We start from the raw sequence: 12,036 nt of genomic DNA, 5'->3' as shown, positions 1-12,036 counted from the left end.
CGGGTGATGCGCTGACCATCGGCTTCATCGGCCTTGGCAACATGGGCGGCGGCATGGCCGCCAACCTGGCCAAGGCCGGGCATGTCGTGCGCGCCTTCGATCCTGACGCCGCAGCCCTGGCGCGGGCTGGCACGCAGGGGTGCGAGCCGGTCGGCAGTGCGCAAGAGGCCGTGGCGGGCGCCGATGCGGTGGTCACCATGCTGCCCAACGGCGCGATCGTGGCGCAGGTGCTCGCCGAGTCGGTGATCGGCCATGCGCCTGCCGACGCGCTGCTGCTTGATTGCTCGACCATCGACGTCGCCACGGCGCGCAGCATCGCGGGGCAGGCGGCCGAGGCCGGCCATGCCATGGTCGATGCGCCGGTCTCCGGCGGAATCGCGGCGGCCAATGCCGGGACGCTGACCTTCATGGTCGGCGGCAGCAACCAAGCCTTTGCGCGTGCGCAGCCGATCCTGGCGGCCATGGGCAAGGCGGTGATTCATGCCGGCGCCGCCGGTGCCGGGCAGGCCGCGAAGATCTGCAACAACATGATCCTCGGCGCGACGATGGTCGCCACCTGCGAGGCCTTCGCGCTGGCCGATCGGCTGGGGCTCGACCTGCAGACCTTCTACGACATCGCGTCGAAAGCCTCGGGCCAGTCGTGGTCGATGACCTCGTATTGCCCGGTGCCCGGCGTGGGCCCGCAAAGTCCGGCGGACAACGGCTACCAAGGCGGCTTCGCCACCGCGCTGATGCTCAAGGACCTCAATCTCGCGCTGGCGGCGGCGGCCGATGCCGGCGCCACGGTGCCGATGGGCGCGCGGGCGCAGGAACTCTATACCGCGTTCGCAGAGGCCGGGCATGGCGGTGTCGACTTTTCGGCGATCATCCGCACGTTCGAGGGGGCGTAGCCGAGTTTTGCGGCTGATATGATCGTCCCCGTGCCGAAGGCATGGGGAGGATCATTTGCGCTTCAGCGCTCGCGTTGCGCGGTCCAGCGACGCCAGCCGAGCACGGCTAGGACGCAAAGCAGCGCATAGAGCCCGGCGGTGAGCCACAGGCCCTTGAACACGAACATGCCGACATAGACCGCGTCGACCGCGATCCACAAAAGCCAGTTGGCGGCATGGCGGCGTGCGGTCCACAGCTGGGCCACCAGGCTAAAGCTGCTCAGCGTGGCATCGAGCCAAGGTAGCGCGGCATCGGTATAACGGCTGGTGCCCCAGCCGATCACGCCCGCACCCAGCGCGCCGGCCAAGAGCCAGACGACGGCGCGTTGCGGGGGCAGGGGGACAACTGCGATGGAGGCATCGACCGGCCGTTCGGCGCCATCGCTGCGCCGCCCGCGCGCCCAGGCGATCCAGCCATACAAGATTGCCACGCCGAATAGCGCCTGCAGCACCATGTCGGCATAGAGCCGCACGTCGAGGAACAGCTTGAAATAGAGCGCGCAGGCGACGAGCCCGAGCGGCCAGCACCACAGGTTGCGCCGCGCCGTCAGCCAGATCGACAGCACGGTGACGGCAACGGCGACGATTTCGAGACGCGACATGGCCGGTACCCTTCAGTCCTGGCGGATCGCGCCGAGCAGGGCCGATCCCTCCGCGCCCGCGAACCACGCCGCATGGTCGAGCAGATAGCCCTGCCAGGCAAGGTCGGCATCGGTGCGGCGGCCAAGGACGCCCTGGAAATAGTCGACCTCGGCCAGAGCGAACTCGACATGACATAGCGGGAGGAGGCGGGCGACCAGCGCGCGATCAACCGGCGCAATCGTTTCATAGCCGGATAGCAGTGCAAGTGCGTCGGCACATTGGGCGATCGATGCGCTGCGGCCCAGCTCAAGCCAGCGCACCGCGCTGCGCTCGAGCGCGATGGCAAGGTCGAGCATCGCCCGGCCGCGATCCGCCAGCCCGAAATCGAGCACGCAGGCAACGTCGCCCTGCGCGTCCCACAACAAGTTGGACGGATGCCAGTCGTTATGCGTCCACAGCGCGGGTGCGGCACGCAGTACCTGTGCGGCATCGCACGCTTGCCAGGTGTCCAGAACCATACCCAGATCGTGGCGCCACGGCTTGTCGGCCAGGTAGTCCGCCAGCGCCGGGCTATGCCCAACCAGGGCCTCGGCCGCGCCAAGCGGATCGGCGGCGGTGAGGATCGATGCGCCGCTGACCAGCGGGCCGGGCGTGCGGGCGGGGGCGTCGAAGCCTTGGCCTACGCGATGCAGCCAGGCTAGTGCGACGCCGGCGGCATGGGCGTGGTCGGCGGACAGGAACGGCGTCCACGAGGCGCGATCGCGGTAGAGGTCCAGCCCTTGGCCGGCGCGATGGACTTCCCAGACCCAACGGCCATCGTCCCACGCCGTCCGTCCGCCGGCATCAGCCAGCACCGCCGCCACCGGCACGCCGCCCGCCGCCAGATGGGCGATGAAGGCATGTTCGGCGTCCAGCGACGCGGCATCGCGCACTGCGCGGTCGTGCCGCTTGCAAAACAGCACGCCAGCGTCGGTCTGCGCCAGCGCAGCCGAGGAGAACGGGCGCGGCGAGTGCCAGGTCAGCGCCTCCAGGCGTCCGGCCTCGGGCAGGCGGGCGAGCAGCGCCGCCGCCTCGGCCCGCGTGATCGCCGGCCAGGCCGGCGCTTCCAGCCCCTCGCCCATGCCGTGGACGCGGTGCGCCGTCACCGGAACTGGTGCGCCAGCGTCACGGCCACGGCGCGGCCGGCGCCGATGTAATAGCCCGGCGCCGATCCCGCGATCAGGCTGCCGCGCCGGCCCATCGTGTCGCGTGCATTGGCGTTCACGGCCTCGACGCCCGAGAGCACGCGCGGGTCGGTCAGGTTGATGAGATTGACGCGCAGGTCCGTGCGCGGCGCACCGGGCCGGGCGAAGTGCACGCCGAACGCCACGTCGAGAGTCGCGTAGCCGGGGATGCTCTCGTCGTTGACCAGCGTCGCATATTGCCGGCCGACATATTTGAGCGCCACGCTGCCGAACAGCCGCGTGTCGTCATATGTGCCGCCGAGGCCGAACTGCACTTCGGGCGCCTGGACCGCGCGCTTGCCGCGTGTGGGCAGGACATCCTCGCCCACCGGCAGGTCGTCCTGCAGCCGCGCATGGAGCCACTCGCCCGAGAGGTAGAGGCTCACGCCTTCGGCCGGGCGCCAGTCGATCTCGCCGTCGACGCCCACGGTGTGCTGCCGGCCGGCGTTGATCGTGGTGTTGACCAGAGCGCCATTGAGCGGGGCGACCGTCGCCACCAGCCGGTTGCGAAAGGCATAGCCGAAGCCGGTGACCGAGGCCGACAGGTCGCGTCCCTGCCAGCGCCAGCCCAGTTCCGCCGCGATCGAGCGCTCGCTGCGCAGGCGGTCGGTGCCGGTGCTCGAGACACCGCCATAGCCGTCGTAATTGTCGTAAAGCGCATATTGGTCGGGCGCGCGGAAGCTGGTGGTGACATTGGCGAAGAACTGCTGGCGCGCGCTGGCCTGCCAGTGCAGCGCGGCGCGGGGCAGGGCGGCGAAGCGGTTGGCGCGCACCGCGCCTTGCGTGCCGGGCAGCAGGTTGCGCCCCGAATGCAGCAGGTTCACCCCCTTGAATCCGAGGTCCAGCGTCAGCCCCTGCGCCAGCGTCATGCTGTCGGCAACGAAGAACGCCTTGGTTACGGTCGTCGTGTGGATGTCCATCAGCGCATAGAGCCGCCCGTCGTCGGTGCGGATCGCATCCGCGCCCTTGCCCCAGCCGTCGAGGGGTTCGCCTTGCGCGTCGAGCGGCGTGAAACTCTGGATGTCGTGATCGACGCCGCGGTCGAACCAGGCGCCGGCGGTCAGCGCATGGCCGCCGCGCCGCCAGGTCAGGCTCAGCACCTCGCCGGTGCGGAACTGGTCGCCGGTGAAGTTGGCAAGCACGTCGCGCGTGGTATCGGTAGCGCCGGGCACGGGGCGGTCCAGCGTCTCGGTGCCGAGCACGGTGCCGGGGTAATAGCCGTCCGGCCCGATCGAGGCGCCGTAGGGTGCATTGCCGAATCCGCGCTGGACATAGGTCGTGCTGTCGAGGCTGAGGCTGTCGGACAGCACGAGGTGGACCGGCGCGGAGGCATAGAGGTTGCGGAACGGCTGGCGATAGAGGCGCCAGTAGTCGAGCCCGTCGCGCGCATAGCTGCCGCCATGGCCGAAGCGCCGCCCCTGTGCCTGCCAGTCGGCGAGGGTGGGGCTGGCATAGGCCGATGTATTGGCATCGTTGTACGAGATCGCGAGGCTGGCGGTGTTGCCCGCACCCCAGGCGGCGGCGATCTTGGCGTCGATGTGCTGGCGCGTGTCGAAGCCGGGACCACGCCAGTTGTCGGCGCGGTTGTTGGAATAGGACAGGAAAGCGCGCAGGGTATCGCCGGCAAAGCGCCCGCTGTCGACGCGCACGAAGCCGCGCCGCTCGTTGTACGATCCGACCGAGACATCGGCGAAGACGCCGGGTGTGTCGTGGGGCGCGTCGAGTGTCACCGCCAGCACGCCGCCGACGGCATTGACCACCGGCGCCGCGATCGCTGCCGCGCCGGGTCGCAGCGTCACTTCGCTGAGGTTCTCGGCATCGGCGAACTGCGCCGGATAGGCATAGTAGTAGCCGATGTCGTTCTGCGGCGCGCCCTCGAGCAGGACGCCGATCGAATCCTGCGCCAGCCCGCGCAGCGTGAGGCTCGAGGTTGCCGAAAGCCCGAAGGGATCGGTGCTGGAGACATTGGCGCCGGGCAGCAGGTTGACCAGCTGGAAGGCATTGAGCGTCGGCGCCTGCTTGGTGATGAACGGGACGCCCACCCCGCTGATCGCCGCCGGGGCGCTCTGGTCGGGCAGCAGGCCCTCGGGATCGGGGTGGCCGACGACGCGGATCGTTCCGTCGTCCTCGGCCTGTGCGGCGGGGGCCAGCAGGATCAGCGCCGCGAACCCCAGCGGGAGGGCCAGGGGCATGCCGATCGCCCGCGCGCGCAAAACAGTCTTCAAGTCTTGGGTCTCCGAACCGGCGAGCGCCCCTCGGGCGCCATGGCTCGCCGCTATTCGGCTATCGCGCCGGCGTCCACCGCCCTTTTTGTGGGGGGCGAGCAGATCGGCTCGGAAAGGTAGTCGCATGCCTTCCGGGGCAACGCGTTGAGGGGGCGAATCGTTCGGAAGGCATGCGACAGGCGAGGGCTGGCCGGGAGTGGGTCGGCACAGCCCACGATGCCGCCGGCGACGGTGAAGCCGCCGGCGAATAGTCAGAAGCTGAAGCGGACGCCCGCGCGATATGTGCGGCCGATCACGTCGTAGAGGGCAGGGTTGACGAAGAAAGGCGATTTTGCCGGATTGCGATCGAGCAGGTTGTCGACCTTGGCATAGGCGGTGACGCCCTTGGTGACGGTGAACGTGCCGCCGATGTCGAGATAGAACGCGCCAGGCATGAAGTTCTGGTCGATCGTCGGGGCATTGGGCGTCGAGACAGGGCAACTGCCGGGGTTGCACACCACGTACTGGTGGCCGAGCACGCCATCGCTGAACCAGCGTTCCTGCACGAAGGCCGAGAACGTGTCGTTCTCGTAGCTCTGGATCGCCAGCCACTTCCAGTCGGGCGTGTTGCCGGTGTTGACCCCGGCCGAGTCGACGGGGAGCGTACCGGGCAGGCCGGTGTCGGTGATGAACTTCTCGATGTGCGTGGCCAGCGCGCGCAGCGTGAAGCTGCCGGGCAGGCCGAGCGGGCGCTGCCAGCGGTAGCTTGCCTCGATGTCGAAGCCGCTGGTGCGGATCGAGGCGAGGTTGAAGGCCTGCGCGTTGACGAAGTTGGGGCCGCTGGTGTTGTTCAGGTTGAACGCCGAGCAGGTGGCGAGCACCAGCTTCTGGTAGCACAAGTTGACGATGTCGGCCGGAGCCAGGCTGGAGATCACGTCCTTGATCTTGATGTTGTAGTAGTCGAACGAGAGGCTCACCCCCGGCAGCCACGAAGCTCCCGACAGCGCGACGCCGAAGGTCGTGTTGCGTGCGGTTTCGGGCCGCAGGTTGGGGTTGCCGATCGAGTTCTGGATGACCAGCACGTTGGTGCGCGTGAACGGGTCGAAGAAGTTGGGCAGCGTCGTCGTGACGGGCGCGGCGAAGAGCTCTGACAGGTTCGGGGCACGCACATCACGCGAGGTCACGCCGCGCAGGCGGATGCCGTCGATCGGTGTGCTCCAGGTACCGCCCAGCTTCCACGCCCAGATCGTGCCCGAGGTGCTGTAATCGGTGACGCGCGCCGCGCCGTTGATGTTCGCCTCGCCGATGGCGGACGACTTGAACAGCGGCAGGTCGGCCTCGAAGAACGCTTCCTTGACGCTGTAAGCGCCCTGGCCGTTCTTGTAGTTGCCTGCATACCAGTTGCTTCCGCCCGCCAACAGGGTCGGATCGGCAGGGTACATCGCGTCGGCCGGGGTATTGGCAAAGCCCGCACCATAGGGGTCGGCGCGCACGCGGTAGTATTCGTGGCGATATTCGGCACCGAATGCGATCGACAGCGGACCGGCCCAAAGGTCGACGGGCGAGCCGGAGACGTTGAAGCTGACCACGTCCTGCGTCTGCCGCGTGCGCTGGTACGGGCCATCCTTGGGCACGACGTAGGCGAGCGCGCCGGCGGACGGGTTGCCGCCGAACAGGTTGAGCGGCTGGCACCCGTTGGCGCGCGCTACCGGATCTGCACAGACGATCGCGCCATTGAGCAGGGTGGCGTTGACGGCCTGTGTGAAGCGGTTGTTGAGCAGGATATTGCTGACGTTGATCGTCGTGCGGTTGAGGCCATGCTCGTAATAGGTGTCGTAGCGCCAGTCCGTGCCCAGCACCGGAACGACGCCCTTGGCGCCGATCACGGCACGATACTGCTGCCGATCGGTGTGGACCTGGGTGTTGCCAAGCGCGGCATTGCTTGTGCCGAAGGTGAACTTGGTGATCCCAGCCGTGGTACAGGCGGACTTGATCTCGGCCGGGACGAAGGGATTGTCGCAGTTGATCGACACGCCGGGCTTGTTCATGCCGCCGACGGGCTGGTTCTGCGTCTTGACCTGGCCGTAGTTGAACGAAACATAGATCTCGTTGCGATCGGCAAAATCATAGCCGATCCGGCCATAGCCGATCTTGCGCTCGATCGCGGACTGTAGCGAACGACCGGCGTCGACGTTGCCCGACAGATCGCCGCCGAGGCAGAAGCCGGGGAAGCAGCCCTTGACCGCCGTCGTGCCGTCGCGTGCCGGCACCCCGCCCGAACCATACTGGAACTGGAAGGGCTTGCCGGCCTGGTCGAAGGCGATGCCCTGCAGCGGGCCGGCGGTGATGAGGCCGTACTTGGTGTAATTGTAGGCTTGGGCAAAGTCACGCAGGACATAGCGCGGCGACTTGTCGTCGGTCACGCCGCGGTCGATCAGCGAAGTCTGCTTGAACCAGTCGCGTCCACCGGCAAGACCCAGACCGAACTGGCCGCCGCCCACGCCGTCTTCGTTGGCGTATTCGCCGCTGGCGAGGACATGCAGGCGGCCGTCGGCGAAGCTCTTGCCAACGGCAAGCTGGACCAGCACCTGTTCGTCGTCGTGGTAGCGGGTGATGCCGCCCTGCAGGTTGCCCTTGATTCCCTCGAAATGGGTGTCGGTGATGAAGTTGACCACGCCGCCCACGGCGTCGGAGCCATAGGATGCCGAAGCGCCGCCGTTGACCACGTCGACACGCTTGATGAGCAATTGTGGAAACAGGCTTACGTCGGGAACGCCAGTCACGTTGGCGCCGACGACGCGTTGGCCGTCGAGCAGCGTCAGCGTACGGATGGCACCCACACCGCGCAGCGAGAACGACGAGAGGCCCTGCTGGCCGCTCGATGTGCTGAAGGTGTTGACTGTCGTGCCGCTCGAACCCTGCAGCGAAGGGAGCTGGGCAATCGTGGTGAAGATGTTGGGCTGGGCGTTGGATGCGATCGCGCCGGCATCAACCATGGTCGTGGGCGTCGGCGCCTTGAAGCCGCTGGTGGTGATGCGCGATCCGGTGACGACGATGTCGGCGGTGGACGGCGCGCCAGCCTGGGGCTGGGCTGCTGCGTCCGGTGCGGTCTGCGCCAGCGCCGCGGGCGCGACGAGGCACGCGACGATCGCGGCGAAACTGGCGGTATGGGCCTGGCGGTGACGAACGGGCATTCTCTCTCCCCCGAATGGTCGTTTTCGTCGAGGCCCGTTATCCCCGGGTCCCCGGCGCGGCATCCTTTCCGAGCCTTGCAACATGGACTCGACACGAATGCTGTTAGCGCAAACACAGGTATTGATGTTCAAGCCGATTCTTGTCAATAGTCAGACAAGAGGATTGCAGTCGAATTCCGCCGGAGTGGTCTGATGAAGGTCAATGAGCCCGAATTATGGGCAATCTGTCAACGACTTGACGATCAGTGCCCATGCAGGTGGCGCATGTTCACGTTATCAAAGATATGTCATGTCTGACCGCATTCCCCGTTTACGATGGGTGATGATCGCGCTTTTTGTGGGCGCCATGGTCATCAACTATCTGGCACGATCGGTGCTGGGCGTTGCCGCACCGGTGATCTTGGCCGAGCAGGCGATCAGCAGCCGCGAATATGGCTGGATCACGGGCGCCTTCCAGGTTGGCGTCATGCTCCAGCCGCTGGCGGGGCATTTCCTGGACAGTGCGGGATTGCGCATCGGGTTCGGGGTCTGCGTCGCGGCCTGGTCGCTCATCACCATGGCGCATGGACTGGTTCACGGCTGGCTCGGTTTTGCCGGCTTGCGTGCAGCACTCGGGCTGGCCGAAGGATCGGCGCAGCCGGCGGGGCAGAAGCTGGTCGCCGAATGGTTTCCCGCGCGCGAGCGCGGCGCGGCCGGCGGCATCTACAACATCGGCGCCTCGTTCGGCGCGGTTTTCGCACCGCCGCTGGTGGCCTGGGCCGTCATGGCACATAGCTGGCGGCTTGCATTCATCGTGGCCGGCGCGATCGGGCTGGGCTGGGCGGTGCTGTGGTTCCTGGCCTATGATTCGCCCGCGCGGCACCGCCGCCTGTCCGCGCGGGAACGGGCCTTCATCGCCGCCGGTCAGGAAGAGCGTCTTGCCGCCCGGGCCGAACGCCGTCCGCTGCGGCAAGTCCTGGGTACGCTGGTGCGGCGCCGCGATTTGTGGGGCATCGCCCTGCCGCGCCTCCTCGCCGACCCGGTCTGGGGCATGCTGTCGTTCTGGATGCCGCTCTACCTGGCGCGAGTGCGTGGTTTCGACCTTGCACAGATCGCGCTGTTCGCCTGGTTGCCGTTTCTTGCCGCGGACCTTGGTTGCCTGTTCGGCCCGGCGGTCGTCGCGTTTTTCCAGCGACGCGGCGTCGCCCTTGTCGACGCACGTCGCTGGGCGTTCTCGCTGGGGGCGGTGATGATGACGGGCATGGCCTTCGTCGGCCTCGCCAGCAATCCCTACGTCGCGATCGCGCTGCTGTGCCTCGGTGGCTTCGCGCACCAGACACTGTCGGTCACTGTCATTACGATGGCCTCCGACCTTTTCGCGCGTGACGAAGTCGCCACCGCTGCAGGCCTTGCCGGCCTGGCAGGCAATCTGGGCGTCCTCGTTTTCTCGCTGTCGCTGGGCCAGATGGTCGACGTCGTCGGCTATGGCCCGTTTTTCCTGCTTCTCGGTACGCTCGACCTCGTCGGTGCCGTGCTGCTCTGGACTTTGGTGCGAAAGCCCGCATGACCACGTTTTCCAACCCCGTTCTGCGCGGGTTCAATCCCGATCCCTCCATCCTGCGTGTCGGCGATGACATCTACATCGCCACGTCCACTTTCGAATGGTATCCCGGCGTCCAGATCCACCAGAGCCGCGATCTTGTGCACTGGCGCCTCGCCAGCCGGCCCCTGTCCCGTGCGACGCAGCTCGACATGCGCGGCGATCCCGATTCATGCGGGATCTGGGCGCCCGATCTCACCCATGCCGACGGTCGCTTCTGGCTCGTCTACACCGATGTGAAGCGCTATGGCATGACGACGGTCAACGGCGCGAAGGGTTTGTCGCTGCGTGATTTTCCGAATTTCCTCGTCACTGCCCCCACGATCGAGGGGCCGTGGTCCGATCCGGTTCACCTCAACAGCAGCGGCTTTGATCCGGCGCTGTTCCATGACGAGGATGGCCGCAGCTGGCTGCTCAATGTGCGCTGGGATCACCGCCCCGGCCGCGGCCGGTTCGCCGGGATCGAGCTGCAGGAACTGGACCGCGAAACGCTGTGCCTCGTCGGCGAGCCGCAGCTGATCTACACCGGTACCGATCGCGGCTTCACCGAAGGACCGCATCTTTATCGGCGCGATGGCTGGTATCACTTGCTTGTCGCGGAGGGCGGGACCGGCTGGGATCACTCCGTGGTCATGGCCCGAGCCCGGACCATTGCCGGCCCCTACGAAACGCATCCCGACGGCGCGGTGCTGAGCGCTGATGGCGCGCGCGACGGTGCGCTGGCTCGCGCCGGTCACGGCGATCTGGTGACGCTGGCGGACGGCTCGCCGTGGCTGGCCTATCTCTGCGGCCGTCCCTTGCCGGGTCTGGAGCGCTGCGTGCTGGGGCGCGAGACCGCGCTGCAGCCGATGCGGTGGGATGCCGACGGCTGGCTGCGCACACTCTCGGGTGACGGCCAACCCGAGCCGGCGCCCGCTGCGCCCGATCTGCCCAAGCACCCCTGGCCGGCGGGGCCGCTCGATGACGGGATGTGGGACGGACGCTTCACCTCGGCCATCCTGCCTCCGGCCTTTCAATGGCTGCGCACGCCGCACGCGGATCGCTTGTTCAGCCTTTCGGCAAGGCCGGGGTACTTGCGCCTTTATGGGCGGGAGACCGTCGGCAGCCAGTTCGAACAGGCGCTCGTTGCCCGCCGGCAGACGCATCATGCCTGGTCGGCCGAGACCCTGCTCGATTTCGACCCGCGCAGCTTCCAGCAGGCCGCCGGCCTGATCTGTTATTACAACAGCACCAAGTTCCATTACCTTCTCGTCAGCGAGGAGGATGGCGCGCGCGTGCTGCAGGTCATGTCCGCCTCGCCCGAGGATCCGGACGGCACCAGCCTGATCACGGTGGCCATGCTGCCTGCGGGGCCGATCGCGCTGCGCGCCGAGTGCGACGGACCGGTGCTGCGCTTCTCGTGGCGTGCACAAGCGCAGCAAGTATGGCAGCGGGTCGATTGCGTGTGCGACGCCAGCGTGCTGTCCGATGAAGTGACGCGGCCAGGATTACCCAACTTCACCGGCAGCTTCGTAGGGATGGCCTGCCAGGACATGTCAGGCCGAGGCACGCCTGCCGACTTTGCGTGGTTTCGCTATGCCGGAGCGGACGATACTGCCTGATCGAAGCTGCCGTTTTCAGATTGCGCTGCAGATGGCGGAGCGGTCGATTGCCGCGCGACGATCGCGTGGTCGAGGATCGATTGGCGGGGCCCGGCACGGCGGCCACCGACGCCCTTCGCCTTGCCACGGCCGATCTCGCCGACGAGCAGGCCGAGCGCCTCGGCGGCCAGCTTGCGCACCGGCTGATGGACCGTGGTCAGCGGCGGCCAGAGCGTAACGGCCGCCGTGGTATCGTCGAACCCCACGACGGTCAGTTCTCCCGGCACATCAAGCTGCTGGCGATGCGCGACCGAGACCACGGCGGCGGCCATGTCGTCGTTGCTGGCAAAGATCGCGGTCGGTGGCGTGGCTCCCGCCAGCAACTGCTCGCCCGCCGCGAGGCCCGAGGCATAGCTGAAATCGCCCTGCACCACTTGCACGTCGACGCCGCCGGTCTCGCGCACGGCGGCGTAGAACCCGGCCATGCGTTCGGCGCTGGCAGCCTGGTCCGGATTGCCCAGGATGAAGCCGATCCGACGATGGCCGAGCGCGAGCAGATGGTTCGTCATCTGGTAGGCGGCGGCGCGGTCATCGATCCTGACGCTGATGCCGTCGGCCACGGCGGGGGCGCCGACAGCGGCGAAGGGGCAGCTACTGTCCCGCAGCACACGCAGCACCGCGGGCGCTTCTCCGGCTCTGTTGCAAAAATCGTGAAGCTTGAGCATGCTTGGCGGAGATTGGACGG

The 12,036-nt window shown here is 67.5% G+C and carries 8 protein-coding genes; 3 read left to right on the top strand and 5 right to left on the bottom strand.

Annotated elements, in window-relative coordinates; genetic code table 11:
- Positions 1–11: 11 nt before the first annotated feature.
- Positions 12–890, top strand: coding sequence for a 3-hydroxyisobutyrate dehydrogenase (mmsB, locus tag V7Q48_RS12900; RefSeq protein WP_333838716.1), 879 nt, complete (start codon positions 12–14; stop codon positions 888–890).
- A gap of 62 nt (positions 891–952) precedes the next feature.
- On the opposite strand, the gene pnuC is transcribed toward mmsB, so the two are convergent.
- From pnuC to V7Q48_RS12880, 4 genes are all read right to left on the bottom strand, one after another.
- Entirely contained in the window at positions 953–1,531 is a 579-nt protein-coding gene (pnuC, locus tag V7Q48_RS12895) for a nicotinamide riboside transporter PnuC (protein WP_333838624.1), read from the bottom strand.
- 12 nt (positions 1,532–1,543) lie between these two features.
- Complete coding sequence (locus tag V7Q48_RS12890; protein ID WP_333838714.1) at positions 1,544–2,632, bottom strand: phosphotransferase enzyme family protein; 1,089 nt, start codon at positions 2,630–2,632, stop codon at positions 1,544–1,546.
- Between the two features lie 20 nt (positions 2,633–2,652).
- A complete protein-coding gene (locus tag V7Q48_RS12885; RefSeq protein ID WP_333838622.1) occupies positions 2,653–4,926 on the bottom strand; it encodes a TonB-dependent receptor in 2,274 nt (757 codons plus the stop codon).
- 284 nt (positions 4,927–5,210) lie between these two features.
- Positions 5,211–8,132 (bottom strand): TonB-dependent receptor plug domain-containing protein, encoded by a 2,922-nt coding sequence (locus V7Q48_RS12880; RefSeq protein WP_333838620.1) that lies wholly within the window; start codon positions 8,130–8,132, stop codon positions 5,211–5,213.
- Positions 8,133–8,454: 322 nt separating this feature from the next.
- Here V7Q48_RS12880 and V7Q48_RS12875 point away from each other — a divergent pair, with 322 nt between their 5' ends.
- Both V7Q48_RS12875 and V7Q48_RS12870 read left to right on the top strand, forming a co-directional pair.
- Positions 8,455–9,678, top strand: a complete 1,224-nt coding sequence (locus V7Q48_RS12875; RefSeq protein ID WP_333838619.1) for an MFS transporter — start codon at positions 8,455–8,457, stop codon at positions 9,676–9,678.
- The gene (locus V7Q48_RS12870; protein WP_333838617.1) at positions 9,675–11,312 is read left to right on the top strand and encodes a glycoside hydrolase family 43 protein; all 1,638 of its coding nucleotides are present in this window, start codon (positions 9,675–9,677) and stop codon (positions 11,310–11,312) included. The genes V7Q48_RS12875 and V7Q48_RS12870 overlap by 4 nt, the downstream gene beginning before the upstream one ends.
- On the opposite strand, the gene V7Q48_RS12865 is transcribed toward V7Q48_RS12870, so the two are convergent.
- Complete coding sequence (locus V7Q48_RS12865) at positions 11,285–12,016, bottom strand: substrate-binding domain-containing protein (RefSeq protein ID WP_333838712.1); 732 nt, start codon at positions 12,014–12,016, stop codon at positions 11,285–11,287. The genes V7Q48_RS12870 and V7Q48_RS12865 overlap by 28 nt on opposite strands.
- Positions 12,017–12,036 lie beyond the last annotated feature (20 nt).

Origin of the sequence: Novosphingobium sp. (assembly GCF_036803765.1) — a bacterium.
In the GTDB taxonomy this organism is placed as follows: domain Bacteria; phylum Pseudomonadota; class Alphaproteobacteria; order Sphingomonadales; family Sphingomonadaceae; genus Novosphingobium.
This window is presented reverse-complemented; position numbering and strand designations above follow the sequence as displayed.

Bases quoted from the DNA above. Each gene is read 5' to 3' on its own strand.
- pnuC (WP_333838624.1), bottom strand. From the start codon at position 1,531: ATGTCGCGTCTCGAAATCGTCGCCGTTGCCGTCACCGTGCTGTCGATC.
- V7Q48_RS12890 (WP_333838714.1), bottom strand. From the start codon at position 2,632: ATGGGCGAGGGGCTGGAAGCGCCGGCCTGGCCGGCGATCACGCGGGCC.
- V7Q48_RS12885 (WP_333838622.1), bottom strand. From the start codon at position 4,926: ATGCCCCTGGCCCTCCCGCTGGGGTTCGCGGCGCTGATCCTGCTGGCC.
- V7Q48_RS12880 (WP_333838620.1), bottom strand. From the start codon at position 8,132: ATGCCCGTTCGTCACCGCCAGGCCCATACCGCCAGTTTCGCCGCGATC.
- V7Q48_RS12875 (WP_333838619.1), top strand. From the start codon at position 8,455: ATGATCGCGCTTTTTGTGGGCGCCATGGTCATCAACTATCTGGCACGA.
- V7Q48_RS12870 (WP_333838617.1), top strand. From the start codon at position 9,675: ATGACCACGTTTTCCAACCCCGTTCTGCGCGGGTTCAATCCCGATCCC.
- V7Q48_RS12865 (WP_333838712.1), bottom strand. From the start codon at position 12,016: ATGCTCAAGCTTCACGATTTTTGCAACAGAGCCGGAGAAGCGCCCGCG.